Annotated in this window: 17 protein-coding genes; 10 read left to right on the top strand and 7 right to left on the bottom strand. The window is 71.3% G+C overall.

What is annotated here, in order from left to right; all coding sequences use genetic code 11:
- Positions 1-71 precede the first annotated feature (71 nt).
- A complete protein-coding gene (locus tag ACFZBU_RS43840) occupies positions 72-488 on the top strand; it encodes a cupin domain-containing protein (RefSeq protein ID WP_391589401.1) in 417 nt (138 codons plus the stop codon).
- Between the two features lie 920 nt (positions 489-1,408).
- On the opposite strand, the gene ACFZBU_RS43835 is transcribed toward ACFZBU_RS43840, so the two are convergent.
- Positions 1,409-2,389, bottom strand: a complete 981-nt coding sequence (locus tag ACFZBU_RS43835; RefSeq protein ID WP_391589400.1) for an ADP-ribosylglycohydrolase family protein — start codon at positions 2,387-2,389, stop codon at positions 1,409-1,411.
- Positions 2,390-2,650: 261 nt separating this feature from the next.
- Between ACFZBU_RS43835 and ACFZBU_RS43830 the strand changes: the two genes are divergently transcribed.
- The 4 genes from ACFZBU_RS43830 to ACFZBU_RS43815 all read left to right on the top strand — a co-directional run bounded on the left by ACFZBU_RS43830 (position 2,651) and on the right by ACFZBU_RS43815 (position 8,245).
- Positions 2,651-3,529, top strand: coding sequence for a hypothetical protein (locus ACFZBU_RS43830; RefSeq protein WP_391589399.1), 879 nt, complete (start codon positions 2,651-2,653; stop codon positions 3,527-3,529).
- Between the two features lie 759 nt (positions 3,530-4,288).
- Entirely contained in the window at positions 4,289-4,822 is a 534-nt protein-coding gene (locus ACFZBU_RS43825) for a DUF6643 family protein (RefSeq protein ID WP_391589398.1), read from the top strand.
- A 167-nt stretch (positions 4,823-4,989) separates the two neighbouring features.
- Positions 4,990-5,802, top strand: coding sequence for an MOSC domain-containing protein (locus ACFZBU_RS43820; protein WP_391589397.1), 813 nt, complete (start codon positions 4,990-4,992; stop codon positions 5,800-5,802).
- A gap of 1,342 nt (positions 5,803-7,144) precedes the next feature.
- The gene (locus tag ACFZBU_RS43815; protein WP_391589396.1) at positions 7,145-8,245 is read left to right on the top strand and encodes an ABC transporter ATP-binding protein; all 1,101 of its coding nucleotides are present in this window, start codon (positions 7,145-7,147) and stop codon (positions 8,243-8,245) included.
- A gap of 685 nt (positions 8,246-8,930) precedes the next feature.
- Here the strand turns inward: ACFZBU_RS43815 and ACFZBU_RS43810 are convergent.
- Entirely contained in the window at positions 8,931-9,068 is a 138-nt protein-coding gene (locus ACFZBU_RS43810; protein ID WP_391589395.1) for a hypothetical protein, read from the bottom strand.
- Between the two features lie 102 nt (positions 9,069-9,170).
- Between ACFZBU_RS43810 and ACFZBU_RS43805 the strand changes: the two genes are divergently transcribed.
- Complete coding sequence (locus ACFZBU_RS43805) at positions 9,171-9,761, top strand: SUKH-4 family immunity protein (protein WP_391589394.1); 591 nt, start codon at positions 9,171-9,173, stop codon at positions 9,759-9,761.
- A 772-nt stretch (positions 9,762-10,533) separates the two neighbouring features.
- Here the strand turns inward: ACFZBU_RS43805 and ACFZBU_RS43800 are convergent.
- Entirely contained in the window at positions 10,534-12,375 is a 1,842-nt protein-coding gene (locus tag ACFZBU_RS43800) for a helix-hairpin-helix domain-containing protein (RefSeq protein ID WP_391589393.1), read from the bottom strand.
- Between the two features lie 973 nt (positions 12,376-13,348).
- On the opposite strand from ACFZBU_RS43800, the gene ACFZBU_RS43795 reads away from it, so the two are divergent.
- Both ACFZBU_RS43795 and ACFZBU_RS43790 read left to right on the top strand, forming a co-directional pair.
- Entirely contained in the window at positions 13,349-13,978 is a 630-nt protein-coding gene (locus ACFZBU_RS43795) for a hypothetical protein (RefSeq protein ID WP_391589392.1), read from the top strand.
- A gap of 65 nt (positions 13,979-14,043) precedes the next feature.
- Positions 14,044-14,610, top strand: a complete 567-nt coding sequence (locus ACFZBU_RS43790) for a hypothetical protein (protein ID WP_391589391.1) — start codon at positions 14,044-14,046, stop codon at positions 14,608-14,610.
- Positions 14,611-15,015: 405 nt separating this feature from the next.
- Here the strand turns inward: ACFZBU_RS43790 and ACFZBU_RS43785 are convergent, their stop codons facing one another.
- On the bottom strand, positions 15,016-15,144 hold the full coding sequence (locus ACFZBU_RS43785) for a hypothetical protein (protein ID WP_391589390.1): 129 nt from the start codon (positions 15,142-15,144) through the stop codon (positions 15,016-15,018).
- A gap of 1,973 nt (positions 15,145-17,117) precedes the next feature.
- Entirely contained in the window at positions 17,118-18,098 is a 981-nt protein-coding gene (locus tag ACFZBU_RS43780; RefSeq protein ID WP_391589389.1) for an aldo/keto reductase, read from the bottom strand.
- A 446-nt stretch (positions 18,099-18,544) separates the two neighbouring features.
- Between ACFZBU_RS43780 and ACFZBU_RS43775 the strand changes: the two genes are divergently transcribed.
- Entirely contained in the window at positions 18,545-19,594 is a 1,050-nt protein-coding gene (locus ACFZBU_RS43775; RefSeq protein WP_391589388.1) for an LLM class F420-dependent oxidoreductase, read from the top strand.
- Positions 19,595-19,822: 228 nt separating this feature from the next.
- On the opposite strand, the gene ACFZBU_RS43770 is transcribed toward ACFZBU_RS43775, so the two are convergent.
- Together ACFZBU_RS43770 and corA are read right to left on the bottom strand one after the other, a co-directional pair.
- A complete protein-coding gene (locus ACFZBU_RS43770) occupies positions 19,823-20,446 on the bottom strand; it encodes a hypothetical protein (RefSeq protein WP_391589387.1) in 624 nt (207 codons plus the stop codon).
- Positions 20,447-20,822: 376 nt separating this feature from the next.
- A complete protein-coding gene (gene corA / locus ACFZBU_RS43765; RefSeq protein WP_391589386.1) occupies positions 20,823-21,797 on the bottom strand; it encodes a magnesium/cobalt transporter CorA in 975 nt (324 codons plus the stop codon).
- Positions 21,798-22,098: 301 nt separating this feature from the next.
- Between corA and ACFZBU_RS43760 the strand changes: the two genes are divergently transcribed.
- A complete protein-coding gene (locus tag ACFZBU_RS43760) occupies positions 22,099-22,824 on the top strand; it encodes a histidine phosphatase family protein (RefSeq protein ID WP_391589385.1) in 726 nt (241 codons plus the stop codon).
- The last annotated feature ends 462 nt before the right edge of the window (positions 22,825-23,286 follow it).

The following is a 23,286-nucleotide window of genomic DNA, read 5'->3' as shown; positions in this document are numbered from 1 at the left end:
GGATAGACAACCTGATTCACTATTTAGACAATGATGTTGTCGAGTTTTTGGCAAGTCTAGGAGATCACCACATGCCTGTCATCCGCAGCGCCGACACCCGCATCACCACGACCCCCAACGGCGTCATGACCACCTACGCATCCCCCACCCAGGGCGGCACCAGCGCAGCCCTGTGGCGAGTGGACATGACCCCGGCACACTCCACCCCGTACCACGCCTTCGAAGCCGAACAAATCTGGACCATCCTCACCGGCAGCCTCACCGCCGACCTCAACGGCGAAAAGCTCACCGCAACCACCGGCGACACCGTCATCTTCCCCGCCGACCTCCCCCGCCAAGTCCACGCGCACGCCGAAACAGGCTTCACCGCCATCGTCACCGCCCCCGCCGGAGCCCGCGCATACAACCCCAACGCCATAACCCCGCCCGACACCTGCGACATGGCCCCCAAGGAAGCCGAACGCATCCTCCCGCCCTGGACGATCTGACCCACCCGTCCACCCCACGCCGCTCCCCACAAGCCCACCACCCACCCGCACCCCGCCCATCCGACCCGCACCCGCCCATCCGACCAAACTCACGTCCCCCACGACCAGTTCGCACCACCGCCACCGACCACAACCCACCAGCCGCCCAATCAACAAACGCCGCAGGCGCCCCGCTCCTCGCCACCCACCCGTTAGACGCCCAAAAAACGCGGCCACCTTCGGGCCCAGCCACCCCACCCCGCCACCCCACCCCGCCATGCAAGCGCCCACCCACTCACCTGAACCGCCTCCCACGGCAGGCCAATCCACGCTCGATCCAACTCAGCCCAGCGGGAACAGACGTGCGACGAGGGAAGGCCCAGATGCAGCCGACGAGCGGACCGGGCGGGTTGGCCGGGCCCGTCGGGCGGGCGGGGGCCGGTTGGGTGGGCGGGACGGGCCCAGTGGGGCGGTTTGCGCGGGCCGGGCAGCCTGGCCTGGGCGGGCGGGGGCCGGTTGGGCGGGCGGGACGGGCCCAGTGGGGCGGCTGCGCGGGCCGGGCAGCCTGGCCTGGGCGGGCGGGGGCCGGTTGGGCGGGCGGGACGGGCCCAGTGGGGCGGCTGCGCGGGCCGGGCGGCCTGGCCTGGGCGGGCGGGGGCCGGTTGGGCGGGCGGGACGGGCCCAGTGGGGCGGCTGCGCGGGCCGAGCGGCCTGGCCTGGGCGGGCGGGGTGGACCGGTTGGGCGGGCGGGACGGGCCCAGTGGGGCGGCTGCGCGGGCCGAGCGGCCTGGCCTGGGCGGGCGGGGTGGACCGGTTGGGCGGGCGGGACGTGGCGAGTTGGATGCGGGCGGGCGGATGCTCACGCTGACCCACCCGCGTTCGACGAAGGCACGAGCGCCCCCGCGGGCCGGCCCACCGACCCACCTCGCCCCGTCCCGCTCTCACCGCAACGGCGATTCCACCCGGGTCACCGCGAGCGTACGCCGCGCCAACTCCGCCAGCGCACACCAGTCTTGACCTGGTAGTCCGGTCCTGACCCGGGTCGCCGCCATCGACGGCCAACCCGCCTCCGCGCCGTGCAGGATGCCGGCGATCGAGCCCGCCACCGGCGCCGTCGTGTGGATGTCCCACCCTCCGCGCACGGCCAGGCCGATCTGCCGACACGGGTCGCCGTCGCCCCACAACAGCCCCGCCGCGACCAGGCAGGCGTTGCCCAGCGCGTCCCGCCGGGAGCCGGTCCCGTACCGCTGATGCACTTCGGCAGCCGCCTGCTCCCAGGTCCGACCACGGGTATGGGCGACCAGTACCCCCTGAATCGCCCGCGACAACCGCGAGTCGACCGGCACATGCCGTAACGAGACGCCGACCGCCTGCGCCGCATCCCGTGCCGTGAACGCCGCCGCCGCAAGCGCCGCGCTCCACATCGCCGCGTACAGCCCCTCCCCCATGTGCGACACAACCGCGTCCTTGCGCGCCAACCGAGCCGCGCGCCTGGGATCACCCGGTGCCACGTAGCCGTACAAATCAGCTCGCGCCATCGCCTCGTCGGTCCCGCCGTGGGCAGTTGCGTGCGATGCCGTCGCCGGCGGCAGCGCGCCACGCAACAGAGCCTGGTATGCGGCCTGTTCGGCCGTGCGCTGACGCAGGAACGGCAGGGTCAGCAGCCACAAGGCCCCCACCTGCGCGCTGCTGAAGCCCGGTCCGTACAGCTCCAACACCCGCAAACTCAGTACCGAGCGATCCATCGCATCGCTGCGGTCCTCCACCCGGGCGGCATCCGGCACTCCCGACCCATCCGGAATGCGGGCCGCCTCGTAGGCGCCCAGGCAACGACCTATCCAGCCCCCGTGAATGCGATCCAGCAACGCCGCCGCGGGCGGCGGCGGGTCGATCGCACCGGCCGGCGGAAGTCCGTCATCCACAAGCCGATCGACGACGTCGCCACGATCGCCGCTTCCCGAGCCGCCCCGGCCAACGCCGTCCCGATTCACGCCATCCCGAGCGGGAACATCGCGAGCCAACGCGTCGCGGGCCAAGGCATCGCGGGCCGAACGACCTCGAGTCGGGCGACGCTCCCGGATCGGACCGTCTGCCGACAAGCCGTCTCGCACCGAATCATCTCGCCCTGGGCGCCCAGTTCGCCCGGTCCGCCCGGCGCGTTCGCGCCCAAGGTCATCACCCGCGTGCTCTCGACTCTGAGCCCGGCCCAACTCGTCCCGCCCCCAACGGCCTTGCCCAAGCCGATCTTCAACAGGGCGCCGTTCGTCAGGGCGTGCTTCATCAAGGCGCGCTTCGTCAGAGCTCCGTGCATCAGGAAGCCGTTCGTCAAGACGATCTCGGCCCAGACGGCCTCGCTCCAGGTACGCCTTGCCCAAAAGGTCTCGCTCCAGCCCCTCGCGGCCCCGACCGTCTCGGCCTCGACCATCCTCCGCCCGCTGACCTCGGACCTGGTCATTCCGGTCGCCATCCCCGCCCGTTGGGCCACCATCCCCCACGAGTTCGGGGCCCTCACCGCCGCCGACCGAATCATCTTCCGTCGGGCCATCCGGCGGCCCCAGACCACTTCGCCGCCCATCGACCGTTGCCGGGTCGGCACCATCGCCCGTGCCGATGCCCGCATCGCCCGCAACGCCCGCAACGCCCGCAACATCTTGCGCCCGACGATCGCGCTGCCGATCACCTCGATCGGCATCACCCGAAGCCGGCACCCGATCGCCGGCCAAATCATCGTGCCCGAGCGGGCTTTGCGCACGACTTTCCCCACCCGGACGATCACCCCGCCCCGAGGCGCACCCCGGGCCGCCACCGGACCGGTCGTCGCTCGCCCGATCGTGGCCGGCGACACCGCCCTCACTGAGATCATCTCTTGCCGCAGCACCTTTGCCCGGATGTTCCGAGTCGCCGTGCCCGCCCTCGTCGCCCTCGCCACCGGCACCGGCACCGGCACGCCCACGGTCGACTCGCCTTCGGCGCCCCGAACTCGAGTTGTCCGATTCCCGACCGTCCCGAGCCGCCTCCACCACGTGCGTCACCGCCCCTTCGCCGACCGACTCCGCCCCTGAACCGACATCCACCCCGCCACCTGCGCCCGGCCCGTACCCGGCATCCGCCCCGCCGCCCGCATCCGGACCAGCCGACCCGACCGGGCCGCCCGACTCGACCGGCCGCCCACCCAGCCGAGCCACGCCATCCGACCCAGCCGGCCCGCCAACCGCACCCCCGTCGGCCCCGTCGCCCCCGACCACCCAAGCCGCCGCGCCGCCCTCCGCAGCCCGCGTCGCCGACCCGCCCCAGCTACCCCGCCGGATACGATCCTGCTCCCGACCCCGATCACGCGCCGGCCCCTCGACCTGCACCGGAACCCGCACCTGCGACGCCGACACCTGGGTCCGTGTCTGCGCCTGCAACTGCCCCTCCCGCTGCGCCTGTCCTGGGACGCGCCCGTCCTGCGCCTTCTGCGAATCGTGCCGCACGTAGTCCTCCCGACCGGGTGGGCAGGCCGGCACCGGCCGGTGGGCGACGCTGCCCGGGACGTCGGCGGATTCGACACCCGGAACCCGATCGCGACTCCGGGTGACGAGGACTCCGGGTGACGAAGCCCGCTCGTACCGCATCATGCTCCGGCCGGTTCGAGAAAGGCCAGACGCCCGAGACAGTCGATTCGACCGAAATGTGACGCCCTATCACATGCCCTGCGCAGGCTACGGAACCGCCCCGGTCCGGGCCATTGGCAAGCCTTGACGAAGTTCAGACACAACCCGCTGAAATTCGTCACGACCCAGGGGGTTCGCTGGCGCCGCGAATCGCGTACCTTATCGGCCATGACCTCGGCTCGCGCCTATGACGGCGGCATCTACTCGCCGTATTCGGAGACCCCGATCTACGACCGGCTCGTGGCCGAACGGGGTCGTCCGGAGATCGGCCCCTTCAACCTCCCCGTGCCGGACTTCGCCATGCACCCGCTCTTCGGCGAGCGACCGGCGCTCCCGGCCCTTCCGGCCCTGCCGTCCTCGTACTCGTCGCCCGCCCCGGCGTACGGGTCCAGCTACGGCTCGTCCGCCCCGGGCTACGGCTACAACGCGCCTGCCCCGATGCAGTCGCTGCCCGCCCCGCTTCCGGTTCCGGCGCAGTACGGCGCGGGCTCCCCGCAGCACGGCGGCCAGTACAACAACGCGCCCATGTCCGGGTATGCGTCGATGGCCCCGGCCGCGCCGCAGGCACCCCAGCAGGCCGTGCACCAGGTGCCGCAGCCCGGCGCCGGGCAGTACGCCGCGCAGTACGTACAGCCGCCCCAGGTGCCGACACCGCGCGTGCCGAACATGGGCGAGCCGGGCCAGTTCCCGCCTCGCTACTGAGCTCGCCACCGACCTCGCTCCCTCCCCCGTACGGCACGCATCACGCCGTGCGCACGGGTCCCATCGCGAGCCGTACCACCCGCACACCGTGCGGCACCGTCCCCGGCGGGGTGGCGTCGTACCGATCCCCCGTCGGCTTCCCCGAGCCGGCGTGAAACAGTGAAGACATGCACCACCTCGCCTCCTTGCACGTGTATCCGATCAAGTCCGCACGCGGTATCGACCTCTCCGAGGCCGTAGTCGAACCGTGGGGCCTTGCCGGCGACCGGCGTTGGATGCTCGTGGACGAGGCCGGACGGTTCCTCAGCCAGCGCAAGCAGCCGCGGCTGGCGACCGTGACGGTACGTCAAGAGGCAGGCGGCCGACTGGCCGTGTCCACGCCTTCGATGGACGACCTGCGGATCGAACCGACTGCCGAGGTCCGGCTCGTCCCGGTGACGGTCTGGAACGACGAATTCGAGGCCGCCCTGGGCCCGGACGACGCGCACTCCTGGTTCGCGAAGTTGCTGGGCTGCGACGTCCGACTGGTACATCTCGACGACCCGACCCGACGAACGCCCGATCAACGGTACGCGGATGCGTCCGATCGGGTGAGTTTCGCGGACGGATTTCCGCTGTTGCTGACGACGACGGGTTCACTCGAATCGTTGAACGCCGTAATGGATTCCGCGCTGCCGATGAACCGGTTCCGCCCCAACGTCGTCATCGACGAGCCCGAGGGGTGGGCCGAGGACCGCTGGCGCCGAGTCCGTATCGGCGACGTCATCTTCCGCGTCGTCAAGCCGTGTTCGCGCTGCGTGATCACCACGACCGACCAACGCACCGGCGAACGAGGCCCCGAGCCACTGCGAGCCCTCGGAAAGCACCGCCGGTTCGGCAAGAAGCTGATCTTCGGCCAAAACCTGATCCCCGAACTCCCCCCGACCGGCACGGGCATCCTCCGGGTAGGCGACCCCTTCGAGGTCCTCGAAACCGCCTGATCGCCGACGGCACCCGATCGGCAACCGCGCCCAATCGGCGCGACACCACCGATCGGCCGACGCCACCAACCCAGCCGATTCCTGGCCCGGTTCCGCCGTCGCGTCATGCAACAGGCCGAATTCCGCCGCCGTCCGACCCAGCAGACGCCCGAAGGCATCGATGAGATCGGGCCATGCCCCGGACGAAACGCGGCATAACCGTACGTTGTGCTGAGGCGCTCCGTCGTGTCACGAAGCCGCCGACAGGGGCGGGCCGTTCGACGCTCTCGGGCCGCCACAACCCTACGACGGGCCGAACAGCGGCGTCGCGCCCATCTCCGGGGGTGGCCCTCTCGGGGACGCCGAACGGAAGGCCGTACCGCCGACAGGTGAGCCCGCACCCGAAGCCGCCCGCGCCACGGGGCCGTTCGTCGAGGTCGGGACGGGCCCTTCGACAAGGTCGGACCGGGCCGGCACACCGCAGGTACGCCCTACGCCCTACGCCCAGCGCGGTGAACTGCGGCGGGCCAATCCCCTGCGCCGCCGCTCACCCCACACCCCTGCACCCGGCACTCGGCCGCGCGGCGCGTACCGGGCCCTGCATCGCGACGGTACCCGCGTGCGGCTCTGTCGTCGGACCAGATAGACCTGCGGCGGGTCAACAGGCCGTGGGCGTCCCGGACGCGGGCCGGTAGGCGGCCGGCGGACCGGTGCCCAGGCCGGCGGGAATGCGGATGCCACGCGCGCTCCGGGTCCGCGAGAAGGCGGCCGGCACGCACACTGCGGACGACGAGAGTGCGGGCCGAGAAACGGGAGGCAATGGCGTCGCAAGAGATCGAGTGGGCACCTCACCCGAGCATCGGATCGCAGCCATCAGTAGACGGCAGTCGGCCCACCGGACCGGCCGACGGCCGAACGGGCGGCTGCCGAACAAACGGTGGACCGCCAAACAAGCGGCAGTGGGATTCGGTACTCGACCTGACGAAGTGACATCGGGCCAGGCATTGGCCGCCCGACCGGCAATTGGGCTTGAGTACGCAGACACCCGTCCGACGTAACGACATTAACCCGCCTACCGGGGCACACCCCGACAATCGCGGGCCCGTAAATCCGCATGCCCACCGCCCACCGCCCACGTTCGGCGTCAGCGTCAGCGTCAGCGTCAGCGTACGGTTGCCCATTGATCTCGTGTCCGTACGCCACAAGAGCGGGCCGGGCGGGCCGCTTGGCGCAGGGGGCGTCACTCACGTGGGTGATACGCCCCGCGCGCCCCGATCCGGTACCACTCGGCGACCGGCACGCTGATGCCCCCACTACCTCGGACCGTCCGGCACGTTCCTGCCGGGTGAGGGGCAACGACACCATGGCTACCGTCACCTTCGACCGGGCCACGCGCCGATACGCCAAGGGCGACAAGCCCGCCGTCAACGAGCTCTCGCTCGAAATCGGCGACGGGGAATTCCTCGTCCTGGTCGGCCCGTCCGGCTCCGGCAAGAGCACTGCTCTGCGCATGCTCGCCGGCCTGGAGGACGTGAATTCCGGCGCGATCCACATCGGTGACCGCGACGTCACGAACCTCGAACCCAAAGAACGCGACATCGCGATGGTGTTCCAGAACTACGCGCTCTATCCGCACATGACGGTGGCCGAGAACATGGCCTTCGCGCTCAAGATCGCACACCAATCGAAGGAAGAGATCACCCGTCGAGTCATCGAGGCAGCGAAGATTCTCGACCTGACCGAGTATCTCGACCGCAAACCGAAGGCCCTCTCCGGTGGCCAGCGCCAGCGCGTCGCGATGGGTCGTGCGATCGTCCGCGAACCCCGGGTATTCCTGATGGACGAGCCGCTGTCCAACCTCGACGCCAAGCTCCGAGTTCAAACTCGCATCCAAATCGCCGGACTGCAAAGGCGCTTGGGGACGACGACCGTCTACGTGACGCACGATCAGGTCGAGGCGATGACCATGGGCGATCGCGTCGCCGTACTCAAGGACGGCATCCTCCAGCAGGTCGCCACTCCGCGCCAGATGTACGAGCGGCCGATCAACGTATTCGTCGCCGGCTTCATCGGCTCGCCCTCGATGAACCTGATCGACACGGACCTGACCGAGGACGGCATCCGCTTCGGCGACGTCCTGGTCCCGCTCACCCGCGAGGCGCACGAGACCGCCCGAGCGGAGAACGCGGACCGGATCACGGTGGGCGTCCGCCCCGAGCATCTGGAAGTTGCGTCCGGGACGGAGGCGCGCGGACTGGCCATCACGGTGGACGTGGTCGAGGAACTCGGCTCCGACGCCTACGTGTACGGCACCGCCACCCAGGTCGGGGATACCCCCACCACCCTGGTCGTCCGCGTCCCCGGCGACCGTGTGCCACGCAAGGGCGACACCCTGTACCTCACCCCACGCCCCGACGAGATTCACAAGTTCTCGACGTCCACCGGCGAACGCCTGGCCGACTGACGACCCGGCAGGCTCTCGGTACGGCGCCTGCGCTCCCCAGCGCCCGAGCGCCCGAGCGCCCACATCCTCATCCACCCGCCGAGACAACGTCGCAGCACCGATGCCTACACCCGTAGCCCCGGCAGCTTGCCAAACCGAGAGCACTGCTCTCGCACGAACTTTGGTCCGGCGCGGCACCAACCCAACCCGAATCCGAACCCGACCCAATCTCAAACCGGACGGACTGCCTCAGCCCGACTCGCCGGGGCCGCCGGGACCACCCGGCCTTCCAGGCCTGTTCCGAAACCGCCCCAGGCCGATCCACCCCAACGAGAGCACCGCTCTCCCTCACTTCACGACACCACAACCAATCAACCAATCAACCAACCGCCAGGCAACGCCCCACCGCGGCGCTCCCGGACGACGAGAGCACTGCTCTCGGGTTTCTCCCCCAGCTATCAAAATCCGACCCAAATTCGAGAGCAGTGCTCTCGCTTTCGGCCGTAGGTTGCGCCCAAGGCCGTCCCTGCCCGCGAGAGCACTGCTCTCCGCATCCGACTTCGCCGTGATGCTCGCCATACCCGGCACACCCGCAGCCCCCGCCGCCGCAGCCATCACGCACAACAAGCGCCACCGGACCGAGGCCGTCCGGTGTCACCACGGCATTGCGAATTGCCACCGCCCACACACCCGGCCCTACACGTCACTACTCGCGAGCCCCTCGCCCTCCCGCTCCGTACCCGAGCACCACCCGCACCACCGCACCATCCGCGCCCGCCTCGCCCGCCTCGCCCGCCTCGCCCGCCTCGCCCGCCTCGCCCGCCTCGCCCGGCTCGCCCGGCAAGCGTCCCCGCCTGCCCGCGCCGCGCTGCCCCACCTGCAACCACCGCCGCAATCGTGCGATTGACTGGGATGCGAGAACGGAGCACAGGGGGTTCAGACACCGATGAAAGCAGCCAACGAAACGCCTCGGGTCCCGGACGCCGCATGGCTGGAAGCCCGATTCGGCAGCGGCTCGCTCTGGCGGCCGCACGAGGCCGACCTTCCCGCAGAACTGACCGACCGCGAAACTCGCAACTTCCTCACCACGACCGGCTTTCCCGCTGTCGCGATCGACCTCGTCGAGTTCGACTCCACGCACCTACGGGACGCCGACGAGCCATACCTGTTCGACGCCGACGAACTCTACGGTCGCCGCTATCCGGACGACGACTCGCCGCCCGAGAACTTCTGCTTCACGATAGGCATCCACTTCGACCAACAATTGATGCTCGACATCGACCTCGGTGAGATCAACCACTATGATCCGTCCGGCTGGGACCACGGCGACGGCGACAAAGGCATCGCCACCTCCTCGCTGCCGACGCTCGCCGTACTCCTGGGCCTGGTCGTCGAACGACGCGACGCCCTCGAAACCGACGACGACGAGATCCGCCACGCGGCAATATCCGAACTCCGCGTCCACATGGCCGCAATCGAACCCGAGGTGCGAAACTCCCCCTTCTGGGAAAGCGTGTTCGACCACCTCTCGGCCTGACCTCCCCGGCGATCACCCGCCGAGTCGTGCCCGGCGTGGACACCCGAAGAAGGCATCGGCGTCGACAAGGAGTCGCGCGCAATCGTGTACACGCCGTGATGATGAAGGCTGACAACGGCTTGACGCGAGCGACATGGGACAACGCCCTGGCGGGGCGCACATCCGTCCGTCCCCGAGGCCAAGGTCCGGACGCCGCATCGCCAATAACCAAAGCCCAATGGAGCCTTCGACCAGTCGGCTGCCCACCGAGTGCACGGATTCGAGCATCGCGCGGCGAACGGCGCACCTGCACAACGCCGAACCCCGCACCATCTCCGCAGCCGGGCAGCCGGGCAGCCGGGCAGCCGCGTAACCGTGCAACCGGCCCGATCAGGGCGCCGGGAGCCGCGGCCCCGCAACGAGGCCGGCCACGTCCGACCACGGCAACCGGTCGGCGATCGCCCAATCGGCGGGTGGGAAACGGAACTCGGCATCCTGCCCACTCCCCGGGCCGGCCACTCAGGACAATCGCACCGGCCGGCTCTCCCCCGCCCCAACGCACAGTCGGCTGCCCCATCGGCGCACGACAAGCCGAGTCCCACCCATGCCCAACAGCCGCCGGTGGGCAACGACCAGGCGCGGCGTCGGCGCGCCAAGGAGCGACACCATCCCGAGCCCGCCGCAGGGACTCGTACCGAACCGAATGGGAGGTCTGCCGCCCTCCAAGCCTCGGCCGAAGCCGCGTCCGAGCGGTCGCTTCAGGCGGTCTCGGACGCGGCGTCAGGGGTCCGGCTCAGTTCATCGCCTCCCGCATCGCCTGCTGAAGGTGGGTGGTTCGCCGACGGGTCGGGTCGGCGGCCACCGCAGCGGCAAGGGCCGGGCCGGCCGCGTGGACGATCGAGACATGCTGTGCGCCTCGGGTGATCAGCGTGTACACGAGGGCTCGGGTGTAGGCGTCGGCGCCTTCGGACGGGAGTACGACCACCGCTCCCGGGCGGCGGACGCCCAGCGATTGACGGGCCGTCAGGGCCCAGCCGTGGCGCAACTCGGTCCGGTGGATCGCTTCGGGAGCAGCGACGCCGAACGCCACCACAACTCGGCCATCCGAGAGCACATCGCGAACAACGCCTCGAACCACACCGCTACTTGGGTCGGGCGTAGTCCGAATGACGCAGTCGCCGACGTCGATCGCTCCGACTGCGCCCTGGTCCTGACGAGCCGAACTCCCGGCCCCGGGACCTGGTTCGGGGCTCGGATTGAGCCTTGCCTTGAGCACCGCGTTCAGCGCGGTCGCGCCGGCGGGGCCGGTTGCGAGCGGAGCGACCACGAGTACGTCCCGCGCCGCGATGCCGATCGCACGCGGAATCGAGTCGCAGACCAACTGCGCACACCGGTGGGCGGCCTCCTCTCCGGTGCGGACCGGGATCAGTACCGCGCGGCGCTCCGGGTCCTGGATCGGAGGCAGGCGACCATCGCGAATCCCGTCGGCAAGTACCTCCAGCGGACCTTCGGGGACGGTCGGAGCAACCAGGGCGCGGATCGTACCGGTCGCCGCGAGATCGGTGAACACCCGTCCCGGCCCGGTCGATTCGAGCCCCGCCGGATCGCCGGCGAGGAGAAGCCTGGCGCCGTCGGGTACCGCTTCGAAGATCGCGGCGGCGGCGGTGACGTCGAGGAGCGTTGCGTCGGTGACCACGAGGAGGTCGAGTTCGAGGGTGCCGTCCGGACCGCGCTCCATCGCGGCGAGTTCCCGGAGTCCGATCGTGCCCGCGCCCAGGCGGTCTCGGCCGTCGATGGTCGGTGCGACGACGGCTACCCGCAGGCCGGCCTCCCGAGCGTGCGCGGCGACGTTCAGGACTGCGGTCGGGGGTTCCTCGCCGGGGCCTGCGGCGTACAGCAGAACTCCGTTCGTGCCCAGCGCCCGGTCGAGCTTGGTATCGCCGATCTCCGGCCATGGCTCGACCGTCGACAGCAGCCGGACGACCGCTTCGGCGATGGCCTCCTCGGCGAGGGCGTAGTCGTCCAGGGCGAGCAGGACACCACCGACGGCCGCAAGTTCGTCGGGTTCTTCGAAGTCGTCCTCGAAGTCGTCGTCGAGATCCGCCTCGAAGTCGTGGTCGGATTGGCCGAGTTCGTCGACGTCGTCGATGCTCTCGCCCGGTCCGGGCGGGGCAGCGGCGAAGGCCATCACGCGGCCCTCGGCGAGTATGGCCCGAAGCGCCGTGTCCGGGTCGCGCACCTCGAAATGCGCGAGCGCGGCTCGCGCGGCGTCGGCCTCGATCGCGGTATCGCCCTGCCGGGCGGCTCGTCGCAGCAACCACAACACGATGGCGCGCACACGACGGGGGTCGTCCGCGGCCCAGCGGGCGCCGAGGGCTCCGCGGGCGAGCAGGTCGGCCTGTTGGGGGGCGATTCCCGGTACTGCGAGTAGGGCCCAGGGGTCTGCCGCCAACAGTTCTGCGGCCTCACTGCCCAGGGCGGTGGCCACCTGAGGGGCCATGCGCTCGGGGGCACCTGCGGCGGTCAGGAGCCGGGCGACCTCCGCGACCACGTCGGCGAAGGGTCGCCGGGCCTGGTCGGTCGGGGTGGCCGGCGCCGCTGCGGGCGGCGTGGCGTCGGCCGGCGAGGGTCCCATACCGGGGCCCACCCAACCGCCGCCGGCAGCCCCACCGTCGCCCTGCGGCGAACTCCGCCGGGCGGCACCGCCGTCCGAGGCTGGGCCGGCATGCGCTTGCGCCCGCGCCGCTGGTTGCCACCGCTCTCCATCGAGAGCACCGCTCTCCTCACCCGAGCCGGCCCCACCACCGAGATGACGCCCACTGACAAGAGCACCGCTCTCGCGATCCCGATGCGAGGACGCACCCGCGTCGATCGAATCGGCGCGAGCACCGCTCTCGGCACTCGATGCCGTCGACACAACCGCGGTACCCCGGTCCGCGAGAGCACTGCTCTCGACATCCCGCTGCTGCGAAGACACACCCACGACGCTCGAACCGGCGCGAGCACTGCTCTCGCCTACCGAACCTTCCGACATCGACCGACCGCCTGCCGACACACCGAGAGCACCGCTCTCGGCACTCGATGCCATTGACGTAACCGCGGTACCCCGGTCGGCGAGAGCACTGCTCTCGGCACTCGACCCCGTCGACACAACCGCGCTACCCCGGTCGGCGAGAGCAGTGCTCTCGCGATCCCGTTGCGGCGCGCTGCCGCTAGTCACCGGACCAGCGAGAGCACTGCTCTCGGCACCCCGACTCGGCATCGCCTCGGGTTCGGCGTCGTCGGCCGCGGCCGACGTTGGGTTGATGGCCTCCCGAGCATCGAGAGCAGTGCTCTCGATGTCCGGATTCGGCATTCCGGGCGATTGGGCGTCGCCCGCCGAGGTCGCGGCTGGGCCGGCGACGTCCGCAGTGGCGAGAGCACTGCTCTCGGCATGCGCGCTTGGCACCGCCGCCGACGCATCATCTGCTCCCGTGGCCGACGCCCGGCCTGCTTCGCCCGACCTGGCGAGAGCAGTGCTCTCGGTGTCCGGGCTCTGCGGCGCGATGGACCCATCGTCGGCGGTGGTAGATGACGTTGAGGGCGTCGGATCCTGACCACGGAGAGCAGTGCTCTCGGCTTTCGGGGCCGGCGTCGCCTCCGATGCCTCATCCGCACTGGCGACCGGCATCGGACTCGCGACCTTCGAAACGGCGAGAGCAGTGCTCTCGGGGTCCGGATTTGGTGCCGTCGCCGAATCTGCCTCGTCGATCGTTGCCGATGGCGGGGTCGCATCACCCGACCCGGCGAGAGCGGTGCTCTCGGCGCTCGGGTGCGAGGTTGCGAACGACGCGGCTTCGGCGGGTGCGGACGTGGACGGCGTCGGGCTCGCATCGCCCGGGGTGGCGAGAGCGGTGCTCTCGTTGCTCGGAGTCGGGGCGGCGAACGTCCCGGTAGCGGGCGGAGACGTAGACGGCGTCGGGCCGGTGTCACCGGACGTGGCGAGAGCGGTGCTCTCGTTGTCCGAGCTGGGTGGGAGTTCGATGTCGCGTACCGAGCGGGAAGCGAGAGCGGTGCTCTCCTCGTCGGGCTCCGACGAGTTGGTGACCGAGGGCTCTGGCTCCAGGCCAGTCTCCACGCTGGTGGCGGCTTCGGCGGCAAGGGCTGCCGCCTTTGCGGCCTCGGCAGCCTCGGCGGCCTCGGCGGCCTCGGCAGCCAGTGCGGTACGTCGGCGGGCACGCTCGGCGCCGTCCGACTGAGGGGTGTCGATATGGGCCACGCCGCCGACGACTGTTGGCGCTTCGCCGCGCGCCAATCTTGCGAGTTGGTCACGCAGGAGGGCCACCGGGTCGGGCTTCGTTCGGCTATCGGAGGTACCGGTCGAGCCTGCCTGCGCGATCGAGGAGGCGGGCTCGACGGTCTTCGGTGTCGCCGGGGCCGCGGACCGGCCCTCGCGATCCTTCGGCCCGTCCTCGACTCGGGCCTCGGCCGGCGCCCCGAGACGACTCTCGCGGTTCTTGCGACCGGCGTCGGTTCCGGTCTTGGCCGCAGCCCCGGATCGGCCGTCGCGATCCGTGTGGTCCTCGTGCGCAACGCCGACGCCGACGCCGACGCCAACATCGGCATCGGCGTCGGCCGGCGCCCCGAGATGACCCTTACCGTCCTCGTGACTGCCGCCCATCCCGGCCTCGGCCGCAGCCCCGGAACCGCCTACGCGATCCGTGTGGTCCTCGCGACCACCGTCCATTCCGGCGTCGGCGCCGGAACGATCCTCGCGGTCCTTGTGGCCCTTGCGGTCCTTGCGGTACCTGCGCCCGACGTCAGCGTCGGCCGGCGCGCCGAAACGGCCCTCGCCGTCCTCGCGACCGACCTCGACTTGCCCCCTGCCTGACACTCCGGAACGGTCCGCATCGTCCTTGCCCTCGGGCTTGACTCGGCCCTCGATCGGCGTCCCGAAACGGCCCTCGCCGTCCTCACGTCCGGGCTCGACTCGATCCTCGGCTGACACACCGGATTGGCCCTGCCGGTCCCCGGGCCCGGGCTCGACTCGATCCTCGGTAGGGGCCTCGGACTGGGACGCGAGTCGATCCTCAGCCACGCTCTCCGCGCCGCCCGCCAAGTCGTCGCCGTTCATGCCCACACCATCCGCTCCACCTGCACCGCCCGTACCGTCCGCTCCCGTACCGTCCGCACCACTCACGTCACCCACACTGTTCGCACCACCCACACTGCCCGTACCACTCGTATCACCCGCGCTGCTTCGCACTTCTCGCCCCGCTCACCCCGCCTGCACCCTTCACCCCGCTCGCTGCGTCCACTCCACTCGCGCCGCCGGCATCAGCCACACCACCACCTGCTCCACCGGCATCACGTACTCCATCCGCGCCGCAGCGTGCGACTTCAGCCGGGTCGACCTGCCCACCACGCCCCACCAGGGTCGCCCCACTCGCCGACCTGCGGCCGCGACGCCACGCCGCGCCGTACTCACTCCGGCTCACTCGCCCCACCTGCGCCGCGAACCCGCCGCCCCCAAGGTCTACCGACTCGCCGACCCGCCCGCGACGCGGCGCCCAGGCCGGACCACTCACCGCGCCGCGCCCGCCTCCTCGAAACCGCCTCTCGACCAGAGCCGACCCACGCCCGCGCCGGCTCAGTCGCTCCGCCTGCCGCGAACCCGCCTCCCGACCAGCTCGCCGGCTCGGAACGCCACGTCGCGCCCAGGCCGGACCACCACCGCGCTGCGCCGGCTCCACGAAACCGCCTCCCTTACATTGCCGACCCACGCCCACACCGGCTCACTCGCCCGCCTGCGACGCGAGCCCGCCGCCCACCCAGGTCGACCGCCTCGCGGCCGCCCGCGACGCCGCGCTCAGGCCGGACCACTCACCACGCCGCCCCCGGCTCCGCGAAACCGCCGCCCCATCAGCCCCGACCCACGCCCGCGACGCCACGCCCACGCCGGCTCACTTTGCCCGCCAGCCGGGAACCGGCCGCCCCACCAGGGTCAACCGACTCGCCGACCCGCCCGAGACACCGCGCCGCGCCGCCCCGGCTCCGCGAAACCGCCGCCCCATCAGCCCCGACCCACACCCGCGACGCCACGCCACGCCACGCCCACACTGGCTCACTCGCCCCGCAAGCCGGGAACCGGCCGCCCCACCACGGTCGACCGACTCGCCGACCCGCCTAAGCCGACCCACTCACCGCGCCGCCCCGGCTCCGCGAAACCGCCGCCCCATCAGTGCCGGTCCCCGCCCGCGACGCCACGCCCACACGGGCTCACTCGCCCCGCCAGCGCCGCGAACCCGCCGCCCACCCACGGTCGACCGACTAGCCGACCCGCCCAAGACGCGCCGCGCTCAGGTCGGCCCACTCACCACGCCGCGCCCGGCTCCACGAAACCGCCGCCCCATCAGCCCCGACCCACGCCCGCGACGCCACGCCCATACCGGCTCACTCGCCCACCACGGTCGACCGACTCTCCGACCTGCCGATCCGCTCGGACGCCGCGCCCGGCTCCACGAATCCGCCTCCCGACCACGGCCGCCGACACCTCCACGCCACGCCCCGCTCCCACCCCCGCCGGGCCACTCGCCTCGCCTGCGCCACGAACCCGCCGCCCGCCCAAAGTTGGCCTCCGCGCCCGTCCCGCCGCAGCCCCACCCCGGGTTGATGAGGATCTGTGAAAACGGCCAGGCCTGCTGTTCGTTCCCCACTGGCTTGAACGCTCAGCAAGGTACGGGAGCCGCCCGACGATTGAGGGCCGGGGCCGTGCCGGCCGGTCAAGGGCGCCTTCGGTGTCGCTGACGCGATGGCTACGCCACCCTGGACCGTCCGACCCGACCCCTGGAAGCGCGGGTTATCGGGCGGCTCCCACGGGTCCGGTGTCCGACCCCAGGTCAGGGGCCTGTGGCGGGTGGGGAATCGAGGTGAGCAACTCTGTCCCGACCCCGAGTAGGGGGTGGGGAGATTCAAAGAGCTTCATCAGGGTCGACCCGGCGGGCGGTACGAGGCGAGCGGTGGGCCGAGTCGGGCCGAGGGTGGTGAGGTGCCGGCCCGTTCGCCCGTCCGACCCACCAAGCCCCACCAGGCCGACCGACCCGGCTCGCCTCCGCCCGGCTCGGCCCCACGCGCCGGCCCGTCCGACCCACCAAGCCCCGCAAGGACCATCCGACTCGGCTCGGCCCCACCCGACTCGGCCCGGCTCACCAGGCCCGCCGGCCCACCCGGCCCGGCCCCCGGCCCACCCGCCTCGCGCCACCTGGCTCCGACCGGCCCGGCCCAGTCCGCCACTGCCACCAGGCCTCGGCGCCCCCGGCTGGCCGGGGGCGGATCCCGGCCCGCCGGACCCCCCGCCGCCCAACCCCCCGGTGCTTCGCCCCGACCCACGCGCCGGTCCTAAGCCTGGCTCCAAGTGTGGTCCGGGTAGCCCGTCATCGGTTGGGAGACGTCTTCGAGGGCGGAGCGGATTTCGGTGGGGAGGACAACGGTTTCGGCGGCGAGGGAGGCGCGAAGTTGGGTGGCGTTGCGGGCGCCCACGATGGGGGCGACCACGCCGGGGCGATCGCGGACCCAGGCGAGGGCGACTTCGATGGGGGCGGCGCCGAGGCCGTCGGCGGCGGTGGCGAGGGCGTCGACGATGCGGCGGGAGTGCTCGTCCAGGTAGGGGGCGACGAAGGGGCCCATGTGGGCGGAGGCGCCTCGGGAGTCGGCGGGCATGGCGTGGCGGTACTTGCCGGTCAGGACGCCTCGGCCGAGTGGAGACCACGGGAGCAGGCCGACGCCCAGGTCGAGGGCGGCGGGCAGTACCTCGCGTTCGATGCCGCGTTGGAGCAGGGAGTACTCCATCTGGGTGCTGGCCACGACGACCCGACCGGGGGCGGCGGATTGCCACGTGGCGGCCTTGGCGAGTTGCCAGCCGCAGAAGTTGGAGACGCCGACGTAGCGGGCCCGGCCGCTCGTGACGGCGAGGTCGAGCGCGTGCAGGGTCTCTTCCAGGGGCGTCGACGGGTCGTAGGCGTGTAGTTGCCACAGGTCGACGTGGTCGGTGCCGAGGCGGGCCAGCGAGTGGTCGAGGGCCTGGAGCAGGTGTCCGCGCGAGCCGTCGAAGCGGCGTTCGCTGTACGGGACGCTCGCGGCCTTGGTCGCGATGACCAGTTCCGAGCGGGGGATGTACCCGTCCAGGAGTCGGCCGATCATGTACTCGGCCTCGCCGTCCGCATACACGTCGGCGGTGTCCACGAGGTTGCCGCCGGCGTCCAGATATGCCTTCATCTGGTCGGCCGCGTCGTGCTCGTCCGTGTCTCGTCCCCACGTCATGGTGCCCAGGCCCATGCGGGAGACCCGCAGGCCGGTGCGGCCGAGATGTCGCTGCTCCATGGCACCGGAGACTAGCCGTTCCCTCCCCCGTGCCGGCGGTGGCGGGGCCGTTCGGCGGTATGGCGTCCGAGCAGGTTACCGGCGGGTAGGACACACGGTATGGTCGGCCGAGGCAACCTGCTCGACGCACCCGGATCGTTCGCCCATCCGGGCACCACGAACGCCACCGGACCCGGACACCACGCCGACACCACGCCGGCTCACCCGACGAACCCCGCCAAGCACGAAATCGCACGACGTACGACGACGACACCTCCGCGGCACCACAACCCGGCACCCGACACCCGGCAACTGCGGCGGCACCGCAACCCCACGGCACCGCAACACCACCGCAGCACCCGTAGCGCACGCACAACACCGCACCACACCGCACCACATCACCCACCACCAGTCGAACCGCCTCGAATCGGTTCGAACCACGTCCAACAAGCAGGGGGTCCGCGAATATGCGACTCGGTATCAACCTCGGTTACTTCGGTGCCGGCAACGACGCCGACAACCTGGCGGTGGCGCAGGAGGCCGACCGTCTCGGCTATGCCGTCTGCTGGGCCGCGGAGGCCTACGGATCGGACGCGGCCACGGTGCTGTCCTGGGTCGCCGCGCAGACCACGCGGATCGACGTCGGCTCGGCGATCTTCCAGATCCCGGCCCGGACGCCCACGATGACCGCGATGACCGCCGCGACGCTGGACGTGCTCTCCGGCGGCCGGTTCCGGCTCGGTCTGGGCGTGTCCGGACCGCAGGTGTCCGAGGGCTGGTACGGGGTCAAGTTCGACAAGCCGCTCGCGCGCACCCGCGAGTACGTCGAGGTGATTCGCAAGGCGATGCGCCGCGAGCGGGTCGACCACCAGGGCGCCAACTGGACGCTGCCGCTGCCCGGCGGTCCGGGCAAGCCGCTCAAGCTCACCGTGCACCCGGTGCGTGAGCACATCCCGCTGTACATCGCGGCGGTGGGCCCGAAGAACCTCGAACTGACCGGCGAGATCGCCGACGGCTGGCTGGGCGTCTTCTACGCCCCGGAGCACGCCGAGGAATCGCTCAAGCACATCCGCGCGGGCCGGGAGAAGGCCGGTTCGGCGATGGCCGACTTCGACGTCGTCCCCACCGTCCCGCTCGTGGTCGGCGACGACCCGCGGCAGGCGGCCGACCAGGTGCGCGGCTACGCGGCGTTGTACGTGGGCGGGATGGGCAGCAGGGACCAGAACTTCTACAACCGGCTCGCGGTCCGGATGGGCTACGAGGCCGAAGCCAAGGAGATCCAGGACAAGTTCCTGGCCAAGGACTATGCGGGTGCGGGCGCGGCCGTCCCGTACGACTTCATCGACAAGACCAGCCTGCTCGGCGGCAAGGAACGCATCGCCGAGCGCATGCAGGCATACGCCGACACGGGTGTGACGACGCTGACGATCGCTCCGAACGGCACCACCCTGGACGAGCGGGTCGCCGCACTCCGGATCGCCGCCGAGGCCCTGGACCTGTCCGGCACGGGGTCCTAGCAGGTCCGCCGGCCCAAGGCCCGACCCGACCCCGACCCACCCGGGCCCGACCCACCCCGGCCCGACCCACCCGGCCCGGCTCGACCATCGCAGCCGGGCCGGAGCCGTCGACGGCGGCGATGACCGCAACAGCATCATCAAAAAAACAACGGCAACAGCGGCAGCAGCACCAACAGCCACAGCCACAGCCACAGACCCACGCTCCGAGCCCGAACCGTGGCCGACCCGTCAGCGCGGTCCCGGCACCCGTGCCGCGATCACCTCGGCGAATTCGAGGAGGCGGCGGATCTGGCCCGGTCCGCCGTCCTCCAGGGACTTGCTGAACCGGTACGCCTCCTGCCGGAAGCGCCCGGTGGACGCACCGTCCTCACCGCGCACGGTGGCCACCTCCTGGAGGGTCGGCGTGGCCAGGAACACGAACGCGCCGCGTAGTTGGCGTCGTCCGTCGTGGTCGGTGCCGACCAGAGTCCGTATCCCGACGTGCGACACCGAACCCAGCGGAATCACCTGCACGGAGGAATCCAACACCGTGCCGCCGGGCGCGGACGGGTCCGTCATGTCCTCGCTGTGCCACAACACGAGCCGTCGGTCGTCGCAGACCGCGGCCTCCTGCCACACCGAGGTGCCGTTCGCGTTGATGTCCACGACGCGTTCGAGGGTGAATCCGCGTACCGGGCGCCGACCGAGCACCGAGCCCAGCGCCTCCAGGGCCACGTCCGGATGCAGCAGGTAGGACCGGACCGCGTCCTCCAACTGGGTATGCGAGGACCAGTCGGCCCCGGCGGCTCCGGCCCCCGGAACCTGGGCCGGGCGCGTACCCGATGTGCGCTGCCTGCCCGACTTGCCGAACATCCCCACCTGCTTCCGCCGCGTCTGTACAAGCAGAAGCCTACGAGAGTCCGGCGTGGGCGGTGCCGGCGTCCACCGCTTGATCGATCACGGATCGAAATCAGGCCGCGGCGGGGGAGTCCAGTGCATCCCCGCCACGGCCGGTACATGGGTCAACGACCGCACCCCCCGAAGGACGCGCCGAAGGCACGTCGCGGCACACGCCAAGGCACGCCGAGTGGCGCGCCGAACGACAGGCCGAAAGAACACACCGAAGCCCACAACGAAGGCCACGCCGCACACCACAACGCAGGCCACACCCCACACCACGCCGCAGGCCACACCGCGTGCCACACCGCACGCCACATCGAAGAACAGGTCCGAAGCCCGCGGACCGGCGCTACAACCACCCGCTCCTGCGGAACATGCGACGCAGCACGATGCACGAACACACCATCAGGGCGACCGCTCCCGGATAGCCCCACACCGATCGCAGTTCGGGCATGTGCTCGAAGTTCATGCCGTACACCCCGGCGATCATCGTCGGCACCGCGAAGATCGCCGCCCACGCGGAGATCTTGCGCATGTCCTCGTTCTGCCGGACACCCACCTGCGCCAGGTGCGCGCCGAGCACGTCGGACAACAGGCGGTCGAAGGACTCGATCTGTTCGGTGACCCTGGTCACATGGTCGGCCACGTCGCGGAAGAAGGGCCGGGTCTCGGCGGGCACGAAGGCGACGTCCGCCGTGGCCAGCTTGCGTATCGGCTCGATCAGCGGCAGCGCGGCGCGGCGGCACTCCAGGACCTCGCGCTTGAGCAGGTAGATCCGCTCGGCGTCGTTCTCCCGGCTGGGTGAGAAGACCCGTGCCTCCAGTTCCTCGAGGTCGGTCTCCAATTCGCCCGCGATCGCGAGGTAGGCGTCCACGACGGCGTCGGCGACGGCGTACATCACCGCGCCCGGGCCGTGCTTGAGCAGCTCGGGCTGCTTCTCGACCCGACGCCGGACGGATTTCAGCTCCGCGCCCGGCCCATGACGGACCGTCACCACGAACGAGTCGCCGACGAACATCATCAGCTCGCCGGTCTCCACCGAGGAGGTCTCGTCGTAGTAGTGCAGGGTCTTGAGGACGAGAAAGACGGAGTCGTCGTACGTCTCCAGCTTGGGTCGCTGATGCGCGTGCAGCGCGTCCTCGACGGCGAGCGGATGCAGCCCGAACTCGCTGGTGACCAGATCGAACTCGCTCGGCGTCGGCTCGTGCAGCCCGATCCACAGGAACGAGTCGCCGACCCGCCGGGCCTGGTCCAACGCATCCGAGAAGTCGGCGGGACCCTGGGTCCGGTGGCCGTTGGTATAAATGGCGCAGTCGACGATCACCGGGCCATTTTGCCGGCTGCCCGTCGACAGGACAGCCGAGCTCGCCGGTGCACACGCGTGGGCGCACCTTCGAAGGCCCGCACACCGAGGCACGCCGGCACGGGCGCGGCGGGCACACGCGCGGGGACGACGGTACGAGCAAGCCGGCGTCGCGAGCACGGCGAGTCGAGCCGCCCCCGGCCCGCGGCACCGCCCCGACCCGGAACACCGCCCGCGGCACCGCGCCGAAGCACGCCCGACCCGCGCCGCCCGCCCCCGACCGGCGGCCGCCCGTCCCGGGCCGACGCATAGGCTTACACCCATGACGACGGTGCTCTTTGTTCGGCACGGACGGACCACGGCCAACTCCACCGGAGTGCTCGCCGGTTGGACGCCGGGGGTGTTCCTGGACGAGCGCGGCGAGGAACAGGCCTCGGCGCTCGGCAAGCGTATTGCCGAGGTACCGCTCGCGGCCGTGGTGACCAGTCCGCTGGAGCGGTGTCGGCAGACCTCGGAGGCGGTGTTGGCGGCCCGGCTCGGCACCAAGTTCGCGCTGGACGCCGGTGCGCAGGTGGACGAGCGGGTCGGCGAGTGCCGGTACGGCGACTGGACCGGGCAGGAGCTGAAGAAGCTTGCCGCGGAACCGCTGTGGAAGACCGTGCAGAACCACCCGAGCGCGGTCACCTTCCCCGGCCCCGGCGGCGAGGCGCTGCGCACCACCCAGGCCCGGGCCGTGGACGCGGTGCGGGAATGGAACGAGCGGATCGCCGCCGAGCACGGGCCGGACGCGATGTACCTGGTCTGCTCGCACGGCGACGTGATCAAGGCCCTGGTCGCGGACGCGCTCGGAATGCACCTGGACCTGTTCCAGCGGATCCAGGTCGACCCGTGCTCGCTCACGGTGATCACGTACGGCGAGCAGCGGCCGAGCGTCGGCCGGCTCAACGACACGGGCGGATCGGTGGCCGGTCTGTTGCCGCCGCCCGACGGGCGCCACGCGTCGGGGTCCGGTGACGCGGTGGTGGGCGGTGGAGCCGGCGCGCCGTAGGGTGCTTGGGAGGGCGTACTCCCCCCGCACGCCCTCGCCGGCCCCGACCGGCGGGAACACCCGGACAAGATCGAACCCGGCAGGAACGGGCAGGATCACCCGGGAATACCGCCCCGGACCCGGCGGATACAACCGTGCGGGACCCACCTCGGGTCCACGCCCGATCCACGCCCGCCGCACCACCGGCCCGACCGACCCGCCCGACCACCCGACCGACGTCCCGACCGCCCGACGGACCACCCCCGAGTCCATCGAGCACCACCCGCCCCACCGACAAACCACCGACAGACCACCGAGAAAAGCACCGACAAAGCACCGCCTGCACCGCCACCGCCGGCAGCATCACCGCCGGCCACCGGCACCGCCACCCACCCCCGTCCCGCTCTCGACAGAAACACGGAGCAGCTCGTGCCCCGCCAGGTCTTCCTGTACGACCCCCCGGAGCGGTTCGTCGCCGGCACC

The sequence above is a fragment of the Embleya sp. NPDC008237 genome (assembly GCF_042956465.1).
Lineage (GTDB): Bacteria > Actinomycetota > Actinomycetes > Streptomycetales > Streptomycetaceae > Embleya.
This window is presented reverse-complemented; position numbering and strand designations above follow the sequence as displayed.